A 20321-nucleotide genomic window follows, 5' to 3' on the forward strand; every position below is an offset into this window, starting at 1 on the left:
GGTAATCATTTATCCCAGAAATTTTACTGTGGGTGACATATTTACTACCGGCATGAATAGTTCAGACCCCTGTCCTCACATCCCCTCTTTCGCGGGTACACACCCCACGCTCTCTGTGCTCACCGGGTCACGGATTTACCCGGCGCTTTCTGATGGTGACATACGTTTGGCGGATATAACCGCACAAATAATTCATTTACATTATTTGTCACTGTCGTTACTATATCGGCTGTAATTAATGAGGTTATGCCCAAAATGGATAGTTCGTTTACGCCCATTGAACAAATGCTTAAGTTCCGCGCCAGTCGTCATGAGGACTTCCCGTATCAGGAAATTCTGCTGACCCGCCTGTGCATGCACATGCAGGGTAAGCTGCTGGAAAATCGTAACAAGATGCTGAAAGCGCAGGGGATTAACGAGACGTTGTTTATGGCGTTGATTACGCTGGAGTCTCAGGAAAATCACAGCATTCAGCCGTCGGAACTGAGCTGTGCGCTGGGGTCATCCCGTACCAATGCGACCCGTATCGCGGATGAACTGGAAAAGCGCGGCTGGATTGAACGCCGTGAAAGCGATAACGATCGCCGCTGCCTGCATCTGCAACTGACTGAAAAAGGTCACGAATTCTTGCGCGAAGTGCTGCCACCGCAGCACAACTGCCTGCACCAGCTCTGGTCTGCCCTCAGCACCGCCGAGCGCGACCAGCTTGAGCACATCACTCGCAAGCTGCTCACCCGTCTGGACCAGATGGATGAAGATGGCGTCATCCTTGAGGCGCTGCGCTAACGCGACGATCCGCTCAACATTCCAGATTGCTAAAAAGAAAAACTGACAGGCCAGCACGTGAAACTGCTGGCCTTTCTGACAACAGGTCGGCTCAGCCGATGTGAAAATAAAAAGATCGTGGAGAACAACAATGAGCGCAAATGCGGAGAACACCCTCCCGCAGCAACCGGCCAACAAAAAGGGCAAACGTAAGAGCGCCCTTATTCTGCTGACCTTGCTCTTTATTATTATTGCCGTGGCATATGGGATCTATTGGTTTTTAGTCTTGCGTCATGTTGAAGAGACAGACGATGCATACGTGGCAGGGAATCAGGTTCAAATCATGGCGCAGGTGTCAGGCAGCGTGACGAAAGTCTGGGCTGATAACACCGACTTTGTGAAAAAAGGCGATGTGCTGGTCACGCTCGACCCGACCGACGCCCAACAGGCGTTTGAAAAAGCACAAACGGCGCTGGCCTCCAGCGTTCGCCAGACCCGCCAGCTGATGATCAACAGCAAGCAGCTTCAGGCCAATATCGACGTGCAGAAAACGGCCCTGGCTCAGGCGCAGAGCGACCTCAATCGTCGTGTTCCTCTCGGCACCGCCAACCTGATTGGCCGTGAAGAGTTGCAGCACGCCCGCGACGCGGTGGCCAGCGCACAGGCGCAGCTGGACGTGGCGATCCAACAGTACAACGCCAACCAGGCGATGGTGTTGGGCACCTCTCTGGAAAACCAGCCAGCGGTGAAACAGGCAGCGACCGAAGTGCGTAACGCATGGCTTGCCCTGCAACGTACCAAAATCGTCAGCCCGATGACCGGCTACGTTTCCCGTCGTTCCGTACAGCCTGGGGCGCAGATTGGCACCACCACGCCGCTAATGGCGGTCGTTCCGGCGAACAATCTGTGGGTCGATGCGAACTTCAAAGAGACCCAGCTGGCGCATATGCGTATCGGCCAGACCGCGACCGTGGTCAGCGATATTTACGGCGATGACGTCAAGTACACCGGAAAAGTGGTCGGTCTGGACATGGGGACCGGCAGCGCGTTCAGCCTGCTGCCTGCACAGAACGCCACCGGCAACTGGATCAAAGTGGTACAGCGCTTGCCTGTGCGTATCGAGCTGGATCCTAAGCAGCTGGCAGACCATCCGCTGCGAATTGGCCTTTCCACGCTGGTGACGGTCGATACCGCTAACCGCGACGGTCAGATCCTCGCAAGCCAGGTGCGCAGTACGCCAGCTTATGAAAGTAACGCCCGTGAAATTAGCCTCGATCCGGTCAATAAGCTGATCGATGACATCGTGAAGGCAAACGCCGGTTAAGCCGAAGGTGAGCGTTATGCAACAGCAAAAGCCGCAAAAACCGCTGGAGGGGGCGCAGCTGGTCATTATGACCATTGCGCTGTCGCTGGCGACATTCATGCAGGTGCTGGACTCCACCATCGCAAACGTGGCGATCCCTACGATCGCCGGGAACCTTGGCTCATCGCTGAGCCAGGGGACCTGGGTCATTACCTCGTTCGGGGTGGCGAACGCCATCTCCATTCCCATCACCGGCTGGCTGGCGAAGCGCGTCGGTGAAGTGAAGCTGTTCCTCTGGTCGACGATCCTGTTCGTGCTGGCCTCCTGGGCCTGCGGCATGTCCAGCAGCCTGACGATGCTGATTTTCTTCCGCGTCATCCAGGGGATTGTCGCCGGGCCGTTGATTCCGCTGTCGCAGAGTTTGCTGCTGAACAACTATCCGCCCGCCAAGCGCTCCATCGCGCTCGCGCTGTGGTCGATGACGGTGATCGTCGCCCCAATTTGCGGGCCAATCCTCGGCGGCTATATCAGCGATAACTATCACTGGGGCTGGATCTTCTTCATCAACGTGCCCATCGGTGCGCTGGTGGTGCTGATGACGCTACAGTCTCTGCGTGGTCGCGAAACGCGGACCGAACAGCGGCGGATCGACGGCATCGGGCTGGCACTGCTGGTTGTCGGCATCGGCAGCCTGCAAATCATGCTCGACCGCGGCAAAGAGCTGGACTGGTTTGCCTCTACGGAAATCATTGTGCTGACGGTGGTCGCCGTGGTGGCCATCAGCTTCCTGATTGTCTGGGAGCTGACGGACGATAATCCGATAGTCGACCTCTCGCTGTTTAAATCGCGAAACTTCACCATCGGCTGCCTCTGTATCAGTCTCGCCTATATGCTCTACTTCGGCGCGATTGTTCTGCTGCCGCAGCTGTTGCAGGAGGTGTACGGCTATACCGCAACCTGGGCGGGGCTGGCCTCCGCGCCGGTGGGGTTAATTCCGGTTCTGCTGTCGCCGATTATTGGCCGTTTCGCCCATAAGCTCGACATGCGCAGGCTGGTGACGTTCAGCTTCATCATGTACGCCGTGTGCTTCTACTGGCGCGCGTATACGTTTGAACCGGGAATGGACTTTGGCGCCTCCGCGTGGCCGCAGTTTATTCAGGGCTTCGCCGTAGCGTGCTTCTTTATGCCGCTGACCACCATTACGCTTTCCGGCTTACCGCCTGAGCGGATGGCGGCGGCATCGAGCCTGTCGAACTTCACCCGTACGCTGGCGGGCTCCATCGGGACTTCGATCACCACCACGCTGTGGACCAACCGGGAATCGATGCACCATGCTCAACTCACCGAAGCGGTGAACCCGTTCAACCCTAACGCTCAGCAGATGTATAGCCAGCTTGAGGGGATGGGGATGACGGAGCAGCAGGCGTCCGGCTGGCTTGCCCAGCAGATCACCAACCAGGGGCTGATTATCTCGGCAAACGAGATTTTCTGGATATCGGCGGGGATCTTCATCGTCCTGCTGGGGCTGGTGTGGTTTGCCAAACCACCGTTTGGGGCCGGTAGCGGGGGCGGTGGGGCGCACTAGCCCTGTGCACGGGTTGCCGGGTGGCGGCTACGCCTTATCCGGCCTACGATCGTAGGCCCGGTAAGCGCAGCGCCACCGGGCAACAATCGCCCCCCTTGTCCAAAACGCGACAGCGATTGTCAGTTCCGATAAAGCAGCGCGCCTGAAATCGATTCACGATAGTGAAAAGACAACAGGAGCGCACCATGCTGAACACACCCGCCGACAAATACCAGCCTTACCCCACCCTTTCGTTGCCCGACCGCCGCTGGCCGGAGCAGATTATCACCCGCGCCCCGCGCTGGCTCTCGACCGACTTACGCGACGGTAACCAGGCGCTGGCCGAGCCGATGGACAGCGCGCGCAAGCTGCAATTCTGGGATCTGCTGCTGAGCTGCGGGTTTAAAGAAATCGAAGTCGCCTTCCCGTCCGCCTCGCAGACGGACTTCAATTTTGTGCGTCAGCTTATTGAGGAGAACCGCATCCCGGATGACGTCACCATTCAGGTGTTAACGCAGGCGCGGGACGATCTTATCCGTCGCACTTTCGACTCCCTGCGCGGTGCGAAACAGGCCACCGTCCATCTGTATAACGCCACCGCCCCGCTGTTCCGCCGTCTGGTATTCGGCATGGAGAAAGCGCAAATCGTCGAGCTGGCGACGCGCGCGACGCGCCTGATTCGTCAGCTGTGTGAAGAGAACCCTGACACCCGCTGGCAGTACGAGTACTCCCCGGAAACCTTCTGCTTTACCGAACCGGAGTTTGCGCTGGAGATTTGTGAAGCCGTAGCGGAGATCTGGCAGCCGTGCGCGGCGCGTCCGATGATCGTCAACCTGCCCGCTACCGTCGAAGTGAGCACGCCGAACGTCTATGCCGACCAGATCGAGTATTTCTGCCGCCACTTCAGCCGCCGCAGTGACGTCTGTATCAGCGTGCACCCGCATAACGATCGCGGTACCGGCGTCGCCAGCGCAGAGCTGGCCGTCATGGCCGGGGCTGACCGCGTGGAGGGCTGCCTGTTTGGTAACGGTGAACGCACGGGCAACGTCTGCCTGGTGACGCTGGCGATGAACCTCTACAGCCAGGGCATTAGCCCGAATCTGGATTTCAGTGATATGAATCGGGTGGTTGAAACGGTAGAAACCTGCAACCAGCTGCCCGTCCATCCGCGCCATCCGTGGGCGGGTCGTCTGGCTTACACCGCCTTCTCCGGCTCGCACCAGGATGCCATCAAGAAAGGTTTCGATGCCCGTAAGCCTGGCGAACGCTGGGAGATGCCCTATCTGCCCGTCGACCCGCAGGATATTGGCTGTACCTATGAAGCGGTGATCCGCGTGAACAGCCAGTCAGGAAAAAGCGGAAGCGCCTGGCTTATTGAGCAAAACCACGGCCTGAAATTGCCTCGCGCCCTGCAACAGGATTTTAGCCAGCACGTGCAGCAGGAAACGGATAACCATGGAAAAGAGATGACGCAGAATGCGCTCTGGCAGCTGTTCCGCGCCCGCTACGGCCTGGTGGCGAGCCCGCCATTAGCGCTGCAATCGTACCGCAGCGACAGCCAGCAGGACGGCCAGCTGCGGCTGACGGCAAGCGTCGCCACGCAAGGGGGCACCCGCCAGCTGGAAGGCCAGGGAAACGGTTTGCTCTCCGCCGCCGCTCACGGCTTAAGCCGCTGGATCAACGCACCGTTTGTGATCAAGGATTATCACGAACATACGTTAGGCGAACGCAGCGACAGCCGCTCGGTGGCCTATATCCGCTGCCTGTTCCAGGATGGGACCAGCCGCTGGGGCGTGGGCATCGACAGCGACGTAGCACGCGCGTCGATTCAGGCGCTTTTTAACGCGGTCAGTCATTCCTGAAGTAATCGCTGGGTGAGAGACCCATCACCCGACGAAACATTGCCGTAAAGGCGCTGTGGCTACCATACCCCAGATCCAGCGCCACGCGTAATACTGGCTGGCCCTGCGCCAGCCGCACCAAGGCTTCCAGCAGTCGCGCCCTTCTCACCCACTCGCCGTAGCTCAGGCCTGTCTGCTGCTGAAAATGGCGGTTCAGCGTGCGTTCGCTCATCCCCACAATACCTGCGGCCTGGGCGCTGCTCCAGCTTTCTCCCGGGGCCATTCGAATCTGCTGGCAGAGATGGCGCAGCGCTTCGCTTTCCGGCTCGGGCAGGTGAAACGGCAGTACCGGCATGAGGCGAATTTCATCGAGGATCAGCTCATAAACACGTTCATCGCGGCTTCCGGGTGCGTAAGATTCAGGAAGCGTAAGGGAGGTCAGGATCAGCTCGCGCAGCAGGGGCGAGATCTGCACGATCTGGCAGGTCGCCGGGAGATCGGCGCGCGCCAGCGGGTCGATAAACAGCGTGCGGGCAGCAACGTTGCCGGTGATGCGCAAGGCGTGCTGCGTACCCGCAGGTAGCCAGACGCCGCGACCGGGCGGCACCACCCAGCAGCCGGATGCGGTATCGACCCGCACGACGCCGGTGAGGCTGTGCAGGAGCTGCGCGCAGTCGTGCTGATGCCACGGCTCGCTGTCGCCATGAGCATAATCATGCGAAAACGGCACAAGCGGGCGATGGGTAAAGGAGAAGGTGGTGGTTGTCGTCATCAGAATTGTAGGCCCGGTCAGCGAAGCGCCACCGGGCATCCACAGGCACGATACTAAATGTGCAGTTCCTGAAGTTTTTCTTTTGGCAGGGCCAGCTCGTCATTGCTGTTTACACGAACATCACGTTCGATGATATGACGGGCAATCTCCTGAGCTTCTTCCAGAGAGTGCATCTGGTAAGTGCCGCACTGGTAAACGTTCAGCTCAGGGATCTGGTTCTGCTCTTTCACCTTCAGCACGTCTTCCATCGCCGCTTTCCACGCATCCGCGACGCGTTTCTCATCAGGCTGACCAATCAGGCTCATGTAGAAACCGGTGCGGCAGCCCATCGGAGAGATATCGATGATCTCCACGCCGTTGCCGTTCAGGTGGTCGCGCATGAATCCGGCGAACAGGTGTTCCAGCGTGTGAATGCCTTTCTCTGGCATCACTTCTTTATTGGGCACGCAGAAGCGCAGGTCGAAAACGGTGATCGTGTCGCCGTGCGGCGTGTTCATGGTCTTCGCCACGCGGACTGCTGGTGCTTCCATACGGGTATGGTCGACAGTAAAGCTATCTAATAACGGCATACGTCACCTCCGATAGTGATTTTTTTAAAATAAACTGAACTCTTCTACAGAATGCGCGTCTGAGTATATGAAAGACGCGCATTTGTTATCATCATCCCTGAATTCAGAGATGTATATTTTGGCCACAGCGATGTGGCCTTTTTCTTTTTGGTTCAGGCCTGCTTCGCCAGAAACGCCTCAAACGACTCCGTATCCGCCGCTTCGACCTCTTTCTGACGCACAACGGACGCATCACGCTCTGCCACAAAATCCGCTTCGCTCAGGATCTCTAACGGCTCCTGCATCAGCATCTCACGGTACTCCGCTGAGAGTGAACGCCCTGTGCCACCAATTCCCTGTTCAATCATAGAACGCAGAATTCGTGCTGAGAATGTCAGTTCCGGGTTATCAAAGCTTTCAACCAGTTCGTCGCAGACCTTCTGGTAAGCTTCGCCGCCGTACACGCTGTCCAGCGTCTGGGCTACGCGCTTCAGGTCATGGAACAGATCCTTCCCTACCTTAGACAGTGGGAACTGAGCCGTTTCACAGCCAATACCTAACGTCAGACCCGGCTTGCGCCCTTCCAGAATCACGCGATTCCAGTTGGCACGGGTACACAGCAGTTCGTCGGAACTCATTTCCGGCGCATCCGCCAGTACGCACCAGACCATAAACAGGTCAAGGAAGCGAACCTGCTGTTCGTCAACGCCAATCGGTGAGAACGGGTTGATATCCAGCGAGCGCACTTCAATGTATTCGATCCCGCCGCGCTGTAGCGCATCCGACGGCGTTTCACCGCTGCGCGTTACGCGCTTCGGACGAATAGGCGCATACAGCTCGTTTTCAATCTGCAATACGTTGGTGTTAATTTGCAGGCGCTTACCGTCTTTTTCGAGGCCGATTTTTTCGTACTCTTCCGACGGGGTTTTTATCGCCCGCTTCAAGCCTGCCACATATTCGTGCAGATCGTTAAACGTAATTCCGAGATTACTTTGCGATTTATTGGTATAGCCAAGGTCGCTCAGGCGCAGGGAGGTCGCATACGGCAGGTAATACATGCCACATTCGGTCTTCTCGAACGGCAGCGTGGTCGGTTTCCCTTGCAGGAACGAAGAACAGACGGCCGGTGACGCGCCGAACAGATACGGAATAACCCAGCCAAAGCGGTAGTAGTTGCGGATCAGGCGGAAATAGCCCGCGGAGATCGCTTCTTTATCCGTTTCACCGCACTTCGCCTGCCAGAACGCCATCGGCAGAGAGAAATTGTAGTGCACGCCAGAGATCGTCTGCATCAGTGCGCCGTAGCGATTTTTCAGTCCTTCGCGATACAGCGTTTTCAGCCGACCAATATTCGAGGTGCCGTACTGCGCCAGCTCGATATCCTGCCCCTGCTCGATATAGCACGGCATGCTGAGCGGCCACATACGCTCGTCGCCGAGGTTGCGGGCGGTGAAGCGATGCACGTCGCGCATGATCGTCAGCATATGATCAATATCACCGTCTACTGGCGTGATGAACTCCAGCAGCGCTTCGGCGAAATCGGTTGTGATCCATTTATGTGTCAGCGCCGAGCCTAACGCCTTCGGGTGTCCCGTAGTCGCTAAGCTACCATCCGCATTTACGCGCAGCGTTTCGCGCTCAAGCCCACGCTGAATACCCTTCAGTGCCTGAGGGTGATTTTCCAGCCAGGCCAGCGCCTGTGATACGTCCGGGATCAATTTGACCTCCCGCCTGTCAAAAAATTGTCACTCAGCATAATTGTAATGGTTGACGATTGAAGGTCGCGAATTCATTCCACCAATTAGTGCCACCACGTCATACCCTGTAGTGTTACCCATGCCAGTAAAACATAGCGTAACGCCTTGCCAAGGCACAAAAAAAAGAGCACCGGTCCCCAGGAAATGCGCATCCATCCCGCCAGCAGACACAGTAAATCGCCTATTACAGGCATCCAGCTTAATAACAGCGTGGCAGCGCCATAGCGTTTTAGCCAGCCGACTGCCTTTTCCTGCCAGCGAGATTTTTCGCGTAGCGGAAAGAAACGTCCAAGAATAACGTTAGTCAGCCCTCCAAGGCTATTACCCATTGTTGCTATTAAGACCAGCAACCAGGGCTGACTTACGCCGGACAACAGCATCGCCACCAGCACCACTTCCGAATTCCCCGGTAAGAGGGTGGAGCTTAAAAAACTGCTGGCGAATAATGAAGCGAGTGACAGCGCGTCACTCACAGTAAGCGAACGTCCACCGCCGCCATTCCGGCATCACGCGCGGCCTGAATGCCAAAATCAGCATCTTCAAACACCACGCATTTTGCAGGTGGAACACCCATTAATTCTGCACAGAGCAGGAAGGTATCCGGTGCGGGTTTGTGATGTTTAACATGATCGGCGGCAACGACGGCAGAAAAATAGTGGCGCAGGCCAAGGTGGTTGAGTAGCGCTTCAGCAATCGCGCTCTCGCTGCCCGTGCCGACAGACATAGGACGACGCCCGTGCCACTCCTTGACGACGTCAATGAGTGGTAAAGGCTGCACGGTGTCTAACAGTATGGCTTTTACCGCGTCGGTTTTTTCACGCGCGAGCTGATGCGGGTCGAGATCGGCCTGATTCAGCTCAATCACGGCCTGTGCGATACGCCAGGTGGGCGATCCATTGAGGGCAATCATCGCCTGTAAATCGAAACGCATACCGTAACGGCCCAGGACTTCGGTCCAGGCCTGACGATGCGTGGGTTCGGTATCCAGGAGGGTGCCGTCCATGTCGAAGATCAAACCGTCATACTGTGCGTACATCGTGCTCTCGCTAAACGATTAACAAAGCATTACTTTATCGTAAAAGGGGATTTTTGTCGCTGATTGCGAAGTGATAACAATGAGAGTGATTAAGAACTAAACATCGAAGGGGATCACAAGAAGAGATGGTGCATCCGGGAGGATTCGAACCTCCGACCGCTCGGTTCGTAGCCGAGTACTCTATCCAGCTGAGCTACGGATGCATCGGGATTTACTGCTGTACTTCTCGATACTCATATCACTTCAAAAGCAATATGAATTAAAAAATGGTGCATCCGGGAGGATTCGAACCTCCGACCGCTCGGTTCGTAGCCGAGTACTCTATCCAGCTGAGCTACGGATGCATCGGGATTTACTGCTGTACTTATCGATACTCATATCACTTCAAAAGCAATATAAAGTAAAAAATGGTGCATCCGGGAGGATTCGAACCTCCGACCGCTCGGTTCGTAGCCGAGTACTCTATCCAGCTGAGCTACGGATGCATCGGGATTTACTGCTGTACTTATCGATACTCATATCACTTCAAAAGCAATATAAAGTAAAAAATGGTGCATCCGGGAGGATTCGAACCTCCGACCGCTCGGTTCGTAGCCGAGTACTCTATCCAGCTGAGCTACGGATGCATCGGGATTTACTACTGTACTGCTCGATATTCATATCACTTCGAAAGCAATATGAAGTAATAGATGGTGCATCCGGGAGGATTCGAACCTCCGACCGCTCGGTTCGTAGCCGAGTACTCTATCCAGCTGAGCTACGGATGCAAAATGGCGGTGAGGCGGGGATTCGAACCCCGGATGCAGCTTTTGACCGCATACTCCCTTAGCAGGGGAGCGCCTTCAGCCTCTCGGCCACCTCACCACACAACGCCTCTTTCGAGTGCTTCGAGCAACTCGTTAAGAGCTTCTCGTCGCTGCGTGGCGCATATATTACTTTCTGGGACTTATAAGTCAAACAATTTTCCACATGCTTTTTTCGTTTGCACAATTCGCACCCAATTCGCATGTAAAAGCCGCAAAGAGAGTGTTTTATAAGCGGATTTTGCAGGCATCTTCACAGAATTGTGTTGAGAGAAGCGCGTCTTTTGGATGAGATAAGATTATGAGAGTGGTCAAAAACGAAGCGTTTGAAATAGAACGGTAACTTTATGCAGCAAAAATAGCAGGAGGGTTGCGTCTCGCCCGACAGCGAGACGCGACAATATCAGTAACTGGACTGCTGGGATTTTTCAGCCTGGATACGCTGGTAGATCTCTTCACGGTGGACAGATACTTCTTTAGGAGCGTTAACACCAATACGTACCTGGTTACCCTTTACCCCTAAAACTGTCACGGTGACCTCATCCCCAATCATGAGGGTCTCACCAACTCGACGAGTCAGAATCAGCATTCTTTGCTCCTTGAAAGATTAAAAGAGTCGGGTCTCTTGTATCCCGGCATTATCCATCATATAACGCCAAAAAGTAAGCGATGACAAACACGTAAAGTGTAAGCAGTCACGGCATCACATTCTGTTAAACGTAAGTTTAGCCGATATACACAAACTCAACCTGACTTTATCGTTATCGATAGCGCAGTGAGCAAGACGCCATAACGTTACCGCTATGGCGTCTGCTTGTGCTTTGTAGTTATTACAGTTTCGCGCTTACCCAGCTTTCAACGCTGGCTAATGCCGCGGGAAGTGCCGCCGCATCCGTACCACCGGCTTGCGCCATGTCCGGACGACCGCCACCTTTGCCACCCACCTGCTGGGCGACCATGCCAATCAGTTCCCCTGCTTTAACACGATCCGTCACATCCTTAGAGACGCCCGCAATCAGAGAAACCTTACCCTCTGCGACCGTTGCCAGCACGATAACCGTCGAACCAAGCTGGTTCTTCAGATCGTCGACCATGGTACGCAGCATCTTAGGCTCAACGCCCGCCAGATCGCTGACCAGCAGTTTGACGCCCTTAATGTCTACCGCTTTGCTGGAGAGGTTTGCGCTCTCCTGCGCCGCAGCCTGTTCTTTCAGCTGCTGGAGTTCTTTTTCCAGCTGACGGGTACGATCCAGCGCGACACGCACTTTTTCGCCCAGGTTTTGACTATCGCCTTTCAGCAGCTGCGCGATCTCGTGCAGCTGGTCGCTCTGCGCATGCAGGCTGGCAATTGCGCCTTCCCCGGTCACCGCCTCAATACGACGCACGCCTGCCGCCGTCCCCGACTCGGAAACGATGCGGAACAAGCCGATGTCACCGGTGCGGGATGCGTGAGTACCGCCACACAGTTCGGTAGAGAAGTCGCCCATGCTCAGCACGCGAACGCGGTCGTCATATTTCTCGCCAAACAGCGCCATCGCACCTTTCTTCTTCGCTGCCTCAAGATCCATGATGTGGGTTTCGATTGGCAGGTTACGACGGATCTGGGCATTCACCAGGTCTTCCACCGCACGAATTTCAGACGGCTTCATTGCTTCAAAATGCGAGAAGTCGAAACGCAGCACTTTGTCATTAACCAGAGAACCTTTCTGTGCAACGTGCGTACCCAGCACTTCGCGCAGGGCTGCGTGCATCAGGTGGGTTGCCGAGTGGTTCAGACGAATGCGCGCGCGGCGAGCTTCGTCAACGTTGGCCTGAACGCCCTCGCCCACTTTCAGAGAGCCGGAAACCAGTTTGCCCTGGTGACCAATTGCCTGACCGTATTTCTGGGTATCGCTTACGCTGAAGCTGAAGCCATTGCCTTTCAGTTCGCCTTTATCGCCAACCTGGCCGCCCGATTCCGCATAGAACGGCGTTTTATCCAGGATAACAACCGCTTCCTGGCCCGCGCTAATGCTGTCTACGGCTTTACCGTCAACAAACAGCGCGGTCACGTTGCTGGTCAGGGCCAGCTCTTCGTAGCCTTTAAATTCAGACGCGCTATCAACGCGGATCATCGCGTTGTAGTCCGCGCCAAAACCGCTGGATTCACGCGCACGACGACGCTGCTCTTCCATCGCGGCTTCAAAGCCTGCTTCGTCAACTTTGATGTCGCGCTCGCGGCAAACGTCAGCCGTCAGGTCAACCGGGAAGCCGTAGGTGTCGTACAGGCGGAAAGCGGTTTCGCCATCCAGCGTGTCGCCCTTGAGTTTCGCCAGCTCGTCGTCCAGCAGCGCCAGACCGCGCTCCAGCGTACGGGCAAACTGCTCCTCTTCGGTTTTCAGAACCTGTTCAACCTGCGCCTGCTGGCGTTTCAGCTCATCGCCGGCAGAGCCCATCACGCCAATCAGTGGCCCAACGAGTTTATAGAAGAAGGTGTCCTTCGCGCCCAGCATGTTGCCATGGCGGATCGCACGACGAATGATACGACGCAGCACATAGCCACGGTTTTCATTCGACGGGATAACGCCGTCAGCAATCAGGAACGCACAGGAACGAATATGGTCTGCGATAACGCGTAGTGATTTGTTGCTCAGATCGGTTGCGCCCGTTACCTCAGCAACGGCTTTGATCAGGGTGCTGAACAGGTCAATCTCATAGTTGGAGTTAACGTGTTGCAGAACGGCCGCGATACGCTCAAGGCCCATACCGGTATCTACGGACGGTTTTGGCAGCGGCTCCATGGTGCCGTCGGCCTGACGGTTGAACTGCATGAAGACGATGTTCCAGATCTCAATGTAGCGATCGCCATCTTCTTCCGCGCTTCCCGGAGGGCCGCCCCAGATGTGGTCGCCATGATCGTAGAAGATCTCGGTGCACGGACCGCAAGGGCCGGTGTCGCCCATCTGCCAGAAGTTATCAGACGCGTAAGGCGCGCCTTTGTTGTCACCGATACGGATGATACGTTCGCGCGGGATACCCACTTCTTTTTCCCAGATGTCGAACGCTTCGTCATCGGTCTCATACACGGTCACCCACAGACGCTCTTTCGGCAGATTGAACCAGTTTTCACCGGTCAGCAGTTCCCACGCGTATTGAATGGCATCGTGTTTGAAATAGTCGCCGAAGCTGAAGTTACCCAGCATTTCGAAGAAGGTGTGGTGGCGCGCGGTGTAACCGACGTTTTCCAGATCGTTGTGTTTACCGCCCGCACGCACGCAACGCTGTGAGGTTGTGGCGCGGGAATAATTACGCTTGTCGAGACCAAGGAACACATCCTTGAACTGGTTCATCCCGGCGTTGGTAAACAGCAGAGTCGGGTCATTGTTCGGTACCAGGGAGCTGCTGGCAACAACCTGGTGTCCCTTACTATGGAAAAAATCGAGAAACGCCTGACGGATCTCAGCGGTGCTCTTGCTCATAATTATCCTGAAATCAAGCTAACGAAATGTCGCAGCAGATCTGTATCTGTAAACAGTTGGACGGACCAGCTACTGGAAAAAGTGGGAATAAGATAAGTTTTCTTTAGTGGGAAGTAAAATCCCGCATGCGTTCAATCGGTAAAATTACGCCAGATATCCTGAATATCTTCCATCAGGAAGCCGCGGTAGAGCAAAAAGCGCTGGATTTTAACTTTTTCTGAAAATTCACGCGGCAGCGGCTCACCGTACTTTCGTACCGCCTGCTCACGCGCCAGTTCGCACCAGTCAATTTCACTTTCGCGCATGGCTTTTTCAATCGATTCACGGGCTACCCCTTTCTGGTTCAGCTCCTGGCGGATACGCGCTGGCCCATAGCCTTTACGACCACGGCTGGCAAGAAAGCGAGCGGCAAAACGGCCGTCATCCAGATAGTGATGCTCGTAGCACCAGGCAACCACGCGGTCATAATCTTCCGCGGTGGCATCAATGTCTTCCGGACCGTTTTTGCTCATGACGGGCGCTGACAGTTTCCGCCGCAGCTCCTGTTCGCTATGGTCACGCACGGCAAGAATACGCACGGCCCGATCCAGCAAGCGTGAGTAGGCTGGTCGGCGTGATGTCGGTTCACTCATAAAAAACCTGTCGATTCAGAAATGCAAAAAGGGCCGCATCAGCAGCCCTTCATTTTTATCCGAGAGGATTAAAAGTCTTCGTTGGTTTCTTCAGCATCCGCGCCGTCGACCACGAAATCAGGTTTAGAGTCCTGGTTGTTCAGCAGGAGTTCACGCACCTTCTTCTCAATCTCTTTCGCCGCCGCCGGGTTCTCTTTCAGCCAGGAGATAGCATTCGCTTTACCCTGACCAATCTTGTCACCGTTGTAGCTGTACCATGCGCCCGCTTTTTCAATCAGCTTCTCTTTCACGCCCAGGTCAACCAGCTCGCCGAGGAAGTTGATACCTTCGCCGTAGAGGATCTGGAACTCAGCCTGTTTGAACGGTGCTGCGATTTTGTTCTTCACAACCTTCACGCGGGTTTCGCTACCGACTACGTTATCCCCCTCTTTCACCGCGCCGATACGGCGGATATCCAGACGGACAGAAGCGTAGAATTTCAGTGCGTTACCGCCGGTGGTGGTTTCCGGGTTACCGAACATTACACCAATTTTCATACGGATCTGGTTGATGAAGATCAGCAGCGTATTGGACTGCTTCAGGTTACCCGCCAGCTTACGCATCGCCTGGCTCATCATACGTGCCGCGAGGCCCATGTGAGAGTCACCGATTTCACCTTCAATTTCCGCTTTTGGCGTCAGCGCCGCAACGGAGTCGACGATGATCACGTCAACCGCGCCTGAGCGCGCCAGCGCGTCACAAATTTCCAGTGCCTGCTCGCCGGTGTCCGGCTGGGAGCACAGCAGGTTGTCGATATCAACGCCCAGTTTACGGGCATAGACCGGGTCCAGCGCGTGCTCGGCATCGATAAACGCACAGGTTTTACCTTCGCGCTGTGCCGCCGCAACAACCTGCAACGTCAGGGTAGTTTTACCCGAGGATTCCGGACCGTAGATTTCTACGATACGGCCCATCGGCAAACCGCCAGCGCCCAGTGCGATATCAAGAGAAAGCGAACCAGTGGAGATAGTTTCCACATCCATGGAACGGTCTTCACCCAGGCGCATGATGGAGCCTTTACCGAATTGCTTTTCGATCTGGCCCAGTGCTGCCGCCAACGCTTTCTGTTTGTTTTCGTCGATAGCCATTATTACTCCTGTCATGCCGGGAGAAGCAACTGCGCTTCACCATGGACTTCTGTTCTGTTGAGGCAATTATACTGTATAGTCATACAGTATCAAGTATTTTGTAGAAATTGTTGCCAGAGCGTTTTTAACGCGTATTCCGTTGCCTGACGACGCACGCTTTCGCGGTCGCCGCTGAAGCATTCCCGGCGGGTGATCCCTTCACCTTTTGAGGTGGCAAAGCCAAACCAGACGGTGCCGACAGGCTTCACGTCGCTGCCGCCGTCCGGCCCCGCGATACCGCTGATGGAGATAGCGTAATCTGCGCGCGCCTCTTTCAGCGCGCCAATCGCCATCTCGATCACCACCGGCTCGCTGACCGCGCCATGCTGCTCAAGCGTGGCTTCACGCACGCCGATCATCTGCGCTTTCGCCTCGTTACTGTAGGTCACAAAGCCGCGTTCAAACCAGGCGGAACTGCCAGCAATATCGGTAATTGCTTTCGCCACCCAGCCGCCGGTGCAGGATTCTGCGGTCGTGAGAGTCGCGCCGCGCTGTTTCAGCGCCAGCCCCACCACTTCGCTTAGCTGCATCAATTCATGGTCAGTCATTCTCGCTCCAGGCCTTAGAAAAACATGCAGCACAAGATAGCACTTTCTCATCAAATATGGGGATGCGCGTCGGGTTTTACGAGGGGGCTTCAGAAAAAAGCCGATGCGGACGCATCGGCCAGAGAGACGCTTATTTCATGCTGTTAGCGAGGGTGTCCACATTGTGGCGAAACGCCTTGACGTAGGTGTCCGCCACGCCGCCCTTCGCGGACAGCGCTTCCGGGTAAAGTTCACCACCCGGCTGGGCGCCCGTGGCGGTCGCAATCTGCTTCACCAGGCGTGGGTCAAGCTGGTTTTCCATAAACCAGGTTTTCACGCCGTCAGCTTTAATCTGATTGATGATCTCCGCTACCTGCGCCGCGCTGGCTTCACTCTCAGACGACAGCCCCTGCGGCGCCATAAACGTCACGCCGTAGGCGCGGCTGAAATAGCCGAAGGCGTCGTGGCTGGTCAGCACTTTGCGCTTCGCCTGTGGGATGTCGCTGAAACGCTTTTTAGCCCAACCGTCCAGCTGAGAGAGCTGCGCAATATAGGGTTTACCGGTAGATTCAAGCGCCGCCGTATCTTCAGGATCGGCCTTCACCAGCCCTGAGAGAATATTTTGCGCATACAGCGCGCCGTTCGCCGCGCTGTTCCACGCGTGCGGATCGGTCACGGTTTTACCGTCCTCTTCCAGCGTGTGCGTTTTCACGCCGTCCGAAGCAACCACCAGCTGGCCTTTGAATCCGGAGGCTTTCACCAGACGGTCGAGCCAGCCCTCCAGCCCCAGCCCATTGACCACCACCACGTCAGCTTTACTCAGCGCCGCGCTGTCTTTGGGCGAGGGTTCGAAAGTATGGGGATCACCGTCCGGCCCCACCAGCGTCGTCACCTTCACACGATCGCCGCCAACCTGCTGCGTGATGTCTCCCAGGATGGAAAAGCTGGTCACCACATTAAGCGTTTTCGCCATTACGCCGTGCGTCATCATGCCGAGCGCGAGCGCCACGGCTAATCCTGTACGTTTCATCGTTTCCCCTTGCGTTAAAAAAGCGCCCGCAGGCTATCCGCCAGCCTGCTGCGCGTGCCAAATAAAACTGAAATAAAGAACAATGCGCTGGCGGTCAGCACAATGGAGGGCCCGGCGGGCAGACTCACTGCCCAGGAAAGGCTTAAGCCCAGCCACGCGCAAAAAATACCGCTGATACCCGCCATCAAAAGTAACCCTGGCAATGTGCGCACCCAGCAGCGTGCCGCCACGGCGGGTAACATCATCAGCCCGACGGCCATCAGCGTGCCGAGCACCTGAAAACCGGCTACCAGGTTGAGCACCAGCAGCGCCAGAAACAGACCGTGTAACATCCCGGGCAGCCAGCGCGCGTTCACCTGCAACCACGCGGTATCAAACGCTTCGCTGACCAGCCCCCGATAAAAAATCGCCAGCGTGAGGAGCGTGAACATGCAAACGCCCGTCACGAACAGGGCTGACGCGCTATCCACGGCGAGAATGGAGCCAAACAGAAGATGAAGCAGATCGACATTTGAACCGCGCAGCGACACCAGCGTGACGCCCAGCGCCAGCGAGCCCAGGTAAAACCCCGCGAAGCTGGCATCCTCTTTAAGCGGCGTGCGGCGGCTGACCAGCCCGGCCACCAGCGCAACGGCGATCCCGGCAATAAACCCGCCGACAGTCATTGCCAGCAGCGACATCCCGCTGAGCAGATAGCCCACCGCGACACCCGGCAAAATGGCGTGAGAAAGGGCATCCCCCATCAGGCTCATCCGACGCAGTTGAAGAAATACGCCCAGCGCAGTGGTGCTGACGGAGAGCGCCAGGCAAACCACCAGCGCGCGCCGCATAAAGCCGTACTCAATAAACGGCTGGAAGAAGAGATGCCAGATCATGCCACCCTCACCCGCTCGGTTTTCCAGTGCGGCGTATCAGCATCCAGCCGCAGCGTTTGTGGGAAGTGGCGCGAGACGCGTTCGCTGTCGTGCAGTACCGCCAGCAGGGTCTGCCCCTGCATATACATCTCCAGCATCAGATCCATCAGCACGTTGCAGGTCGCTTCATCGACGCCGGTGAAAGGCTCATCCAGCATCACCAGCGGCGCCTGCTGCACCAAAACGCGGGCAAACAGCATGCGCTGAAACTGGCCGCCGGAAAGTTCATCAATGGTGGAGAGCGCCATGGACTCCAGCCCCACGCGCTCCAGCGCGCCAGCAATGCGCATGCGGGTATCCCGACGAAAACCGGCAAACAGTGAGATTGCTGGCCAGCAGCCCATACTCACCACGTCCTGCACGGTCAGAGGAAATTGCGCCTCCAGCGCGTGACGCTGCGCCAGCCAGCCCACCACCGGACGTCTCCCCTGCCAGCGAAACGTACCGCTGACGGGCGGAATAAAGCCGGCGAGCGTTTTCAGCAGCGTGGATTTGCCGCAGCCGTTGGCCCCGACGATAGCGGTCATGCTCCCGCGTTCAATCACGCCGGACAGCGCGCGCGTAACGGGCTGGCGATCGTAACCCGCCACCAGGTCGTTCATCACGATCATGGCAACGCCACCGCCCAGCGCACGGCCAGGCCGAGAAACAGAATGATCACCAGCGCCAGCAGCAGCCGAACCGGGGATGAGAGAGAAAACAGGGACATGGAAATCTCAATTCAAAAATAATGTTATAACATAACAATAATGAAAGTCGATTAAGATGTAAACGGTGGGAGTGAAATGGGAGTGTGGCGAAATGTTTCTGCAAAATTCCCCTCTCCCGTGGGAGAGGGTCAGGGTGAGGGCATCAGGCCGCACCGTGCATGCAGCCATGCCGGGTGGCGGCGTTGCCTTACCCGGCCTACCCGTCAGGGTAACTTACTGGCTAAACGGTGACGCTGCCGGCACACGCGCCTGAGACACCGCCAGCCCCAGCTGCCACACCGCCATCGCATAGTGCGTGCTGTGGTTGTAGCGGGTAATGGTGTAGAAGTTCGGCAGCCCGAACCAGTACTGATAACCGGTTCCGACATCCAGGCGCAGCAGGCTCACCTGGTCAACATTGCCCAGCGGCTGCGACGGCGTTAAGCCTGCCGCTGCCAGCTGCGCCACGCTGTATTTGGTTTTAAATCCGTTTTCCAGACCAAACGCCTCGCCGTTCGCCTGCACCGCCACCTGGCCGCCCGGCGTCCAGCCATGCGCTTTGAAGTAATTGGCCACGCTGCCAATGGCGTCTTCGGGATCCCACAGGTTGATGTGACCATCCCCGTTAAAATCTACCGCGTACTGCTTATAGGAGGACGGCATAAACTGGCCGTAGCCCATTGCCCCGGCGAACGACCCTTTCAGATCGAGCGGATCGTCCTGTTCGTCTCGCGCCATCAGCAGGAAGGTTTCCAGCTCGGAAGAGAAATACTCGGCGCGGCGCGGGTAGTTGAAGGAGAGCGTCGCCAGCGCATCAAGGATGCGGGTTTTACCCATAATGCGTCCCCAGCGGGTCTCGACCCCAATAATACCGACGATGATCTCCGGCGGCACGCCATAGACCTGCCACGCACGGTTCAGGGCGTCTTCATACTGATTCCAGAACACCACGCCATTCTGCACGTTGTCCGGGGTAATAAACTGTTTGCGATAGCGCAGCCACGCGCCGTTTGGCCCGGTCGGCACCTGGGCTGTCGGCGCCTGCCTGTCCATCAGGCGCAGCACGTAGTCCAGACGCTTCGCCTGAGACAAAATGGCATGCAGCTGCTGGCGGTCAAAACCGTGCTTGCTCACCATTTTATCGATGAACTGTTCGGCCGCAGGGTTATTCGCGAAGTCGCCGCCCATCTGCATCATATTGTGCTGCGGCTCCAGCAGGAATCCTCCGGAAGGCGCGCCCGCCGTTGGCTGAGCGGCTTCGGTCTTGGGTTTGCTACTACAGGCGGACAGGAGAATAAGCGCAGGCAACAGCGCTGCATAACGACGCTTGAACATGTGGCATCCATTTAACGAGTTCGGTAAGAACCCAGTATGGTAAAGCATCCCCAACTCCTCAAGGAAGCGGTACGCACCTCCCCGACGCAAATCCGTGCTTTTTTCCACCAAAAATTATTCACCTCACCAATAAACTTTCAAAATAATACATTTTTCTTTCATTGTGAGATATGATTAACAC

The 20321-nt window shown here is 56.3% G+C and carries 18 protein-coding genes and 6 tRNA genes; 4 read left to right on the top strand and 20 right to left on the bottom strand.

Going from position 1 to position 20321, the window contains the following annotated elements; genetic code table 11:
• The first annotated feature begins 255 nt into the window (after positions 1-255).
• The 4 genes from emrR (at position 256) to leuA (ending at position 5494) form a co-directional block, all read left to right on the top strand.
• Positions 256-786 (top strand): multidrug efflux transporter EmrAB transcriptional repressor EmrR, encoded by a 531-nt coding sequence (emrR, locus tag ACOTYH_RS10080; RefSeq protein WP_017694792.1) that lies wholly within the window; start codon positions 256-258, stop codon positions 784-786.
• A gap of 130 nt (positions 787-916) precedes the next feature.
• A complete protein-coding gene (gene emrA / locus ACOTYH_RS10085) occupies positions 917-2089 on the top strand; it encodes a multidrug efflux MFS transporter periplasmic adaptor subunit EmrA (RefSeq protein WP_032654743.1) in 1173 nt (390 codons plus the stop codon).
• A gap of 16 nt (positions 2090-2105) precedes the next feature.
• The gene (gene emrB / locus ACOTYH_RS10090; RefSeq protein ID WP_006811709.1) at positions 2106-3653 is read left to right on the top strand and encodes a multidrug efflux MFS transporter permease subunit EmrB; all 1548 of its coding nucleotides are present in this window, start codon (positions 2106-2108) and stop codon (positions 3651-3653) included.
• 185 nt (positions 3654-3838) lie between these two features.
• Positions 3839-5494, top strand: a complete 1656-nt coding sequence (gene leuA / locus ACOTYH_RS10095; protein ID WP_062933552.1) for a 2-isopropylmalate synthase — start codon at positions 3839-3841, stop codon at positions 5492-5494.
• Here the strand turns inward: leuA and ACOTYH_RS10100 are convergent.
• From ACOTYH_RS10100 to mltB, 20 genes are all read right to left on the bottom strand, one after another.
• A complete protein-coding gene (locus ACOTYH_RS10100; protein WP_003862181.1) occupies positions 5481-6245 on the bottom strand; it encodes an AraC family transcriptional regulator in 765 nt (254 codons plus the stop codon). The two genes, leuA and ACOTYH_RS10100, sit on opposite strands and share 14 nt — an antisense overlap.
• Positions 6246-6298: 53 nt before the next feature.
• Positions 6299-6814, bottom strand: coding sequence for an S-ribosylhomocysteine lyase (gene luxS, locus ACOTYH_RS10105; protein ID WP_017382778.1), 516 nt, complete (start codon positions 6812-6814; stop codon positions 6299-6301).
• 152 nt (positions 6815-6966) lie between these two features.
• Entirely contained in the window at positions 6967-8511 is a 1545-nt protein-coding gene (gshA, locus tag ACOTYH_RS10110) for a glutamate--cysteine ligase (protein WP_032669330.1), read from the bottom strand.
• An 83-nt stretch (positions 8512-8594) separates the two neighbouring features.
• Positions 8595-9023 (bottom strand): YqaA family protein, encoded by a 429-nt coding sequence (locus tag ACOTYH_RS10115; RefSeq protein ID WP_017692791.1) that lies wholly within the window; start codon positions 9021-9023, stop codon positions 8595-8597.
• Positions 9020-9586 carry a fructose-1-phosphate/6-phosphogluconate phosphatase gene (gene yqaB, locus ACOTYH_RS10120; RefSeq protein ID WP_015571665.1) on the bottom strand — a complete coding sequence of 189 codons (567 nt, stop codon included), beginning with the start codon at positions 9584-9586 and terminating at the stop codon, positions 9020-9022. Before yqaB ends, ACOTYH_RS10115 begins: the two co-directional genes overlap by 4 nt.
• 126 nt (positions 9587-9712) lie before the next feature.
• Positions 9713-9789, bottom strand: a tRNA-Arg gene (locus tag ACOTYH_RS10125).
• Between the two features lie 64 nt (positions 9790-9853).
• Positions 9854-9930, bottom strand: a tRNA-Arg gene (locus tag ACOTYH_RS10130).
• A 64-nt stretch (positions 9931-9994) separates the two neighbouring features.
• A tRNA-Arg gene (locus ACOTYH_RS10135) sits at positions 9995-10071 on the bottom strand.
• A gap of 64 nt (positions 10072-10135) precedes the next feature.
• A tRNA-Arg gene (locus tag ACOTYH_RS10140) sits at positions 10136-10212 on the bottom strand.
• A gap of 64 nt (positions 10213-10276) precedes the next feature.
• Positions 10277-10353 (bottom strand) — tRNA-Arg (locus tag ACOTYH_RS10145).
• A gap of 4 nt (positions 10354-10357) precedes the next feature.
• Positions 10358-10450: transfer RNA gene (locus tag ACOTYH_RS10150), tRNA-Ser, on the bottom strand.
• A 342-nt stretch (positions 10451-10792) separates the two neighbouring features.
• Complete coding sequence (csrA, locus tag ACOTYH_RS10155) at positions 10793-10978, bottom strand: carbon storage regulator CsrA (RefSeq protein WP_000906486.1); 186 nt, start codon at positions 10976-10978, stop codon at positions 10793-10795.
• A 241-nt stretch (positions 10979-11219) separates the two neighbouring features.
• Positions 11220-13847, bottom strand: a complete 2628-nt coding sequence (gene alaS / locus ACOTYH_RS10160) for an alanine--tRNA ligase (protein ID WP_023295315.1) — start codon at positions 13845-13847, stop codon at positions 11220-11222.
• Between the two features lie 131 nt (positions 13848-13978).
• Complete coding sequence (recX, locus tag ACOTYH_RS10165) at positions 13979-14479, bottom strand: recombination regulator RecX (protein WP_017382782.1); 501 nt, start codon at positions 14477-14479, stop codon at positions 13979-13981.
• Positions 14480-14547: 68 nt separating this feature from the next.
• Positions 14548-15606, bottom strand: a complete 1059-nt coding sequence (recA, locus tag ACOTYH_RS10170) for a recombinase RecA (protein WP_015571667.1) — start codon at positions 15604-15606, stop codon at positions 14548-14550.
• 89 nt (positions 15607-15695) lie between these two features.
• A complete protein-coding gene (gene pncC / locus ACOTYH_RS10175; RefSeq protein WP_003862172.1) occupies positions 15696-16193 on the bottom strand; it encodes a nicotinamide-nucleotide amidase in 498 nt (165 codons plus the stop codon).
• A 130-nt stretch (positions 16194-16323) separates the two neighbouring features.
• The gene (locus tag ACOTYH_RS10180; protein WP_015571668.1) at positions 16324-17202 is read right to left on the bottom strand and encodes a metal ABC transporter substrate-binding protein; all 879 of its coding nucleotides are present in this window, start codon (positions 17200-17202) and stop codon (positions 16324-16326) included.
• 14 nt (positions 17203-17216) lie between these two features.
• Positions 17217-18077 carry a metal ABC transporter permease gene (locus ACOTYH_RS10185; protein ID WP_015571669.1) on the bottom strand — a complete coding sequence of 287 codons (861 nt, stop codon included), beginning with the start codon at positions 18075-18077 and terminating at the stop codon, positions 17217-17219.
• Positions 18074-18727, bottom strand: coding sequence for a metal ABC transporter ATP-binding protein (locus ACOTYH_RS10190; protein WP_039269948.1), 654 nt, complete (start codon positions 18725-18727; stop codon positions 18074-18076). Before ACOTYH_RS10190 ends, ACOTYH_RS10185 begins: the two co-directional genes overlap by 4 nt.
• 312 nt (positions 18728-19039) lie before the next feature.
• Entirely contained in the window at positions 19040-20140 is a 1101-nt protein-coding gene (mltB, locus tag ACOTYH_RS10195) for a lytic murein transglycosylase B (protein ID WP_015571672.1), read from the bottom strand.
• Positions 20141-20321 lie beyond the last annotated feature (181 nt).

The sequence above is a fragment of the Enterobacter cloacae complex sp. SHL001 genome, from assembly GCF_049236825.1.
In the GTDB taxonomy this organism is placed as follows: Bacteria; Pseudomonadota; Gammaproteobacteria; order Enterobacterales; family Enterobacteriaceae; genus Enterobacter; species Enterobacter hormaechei_C.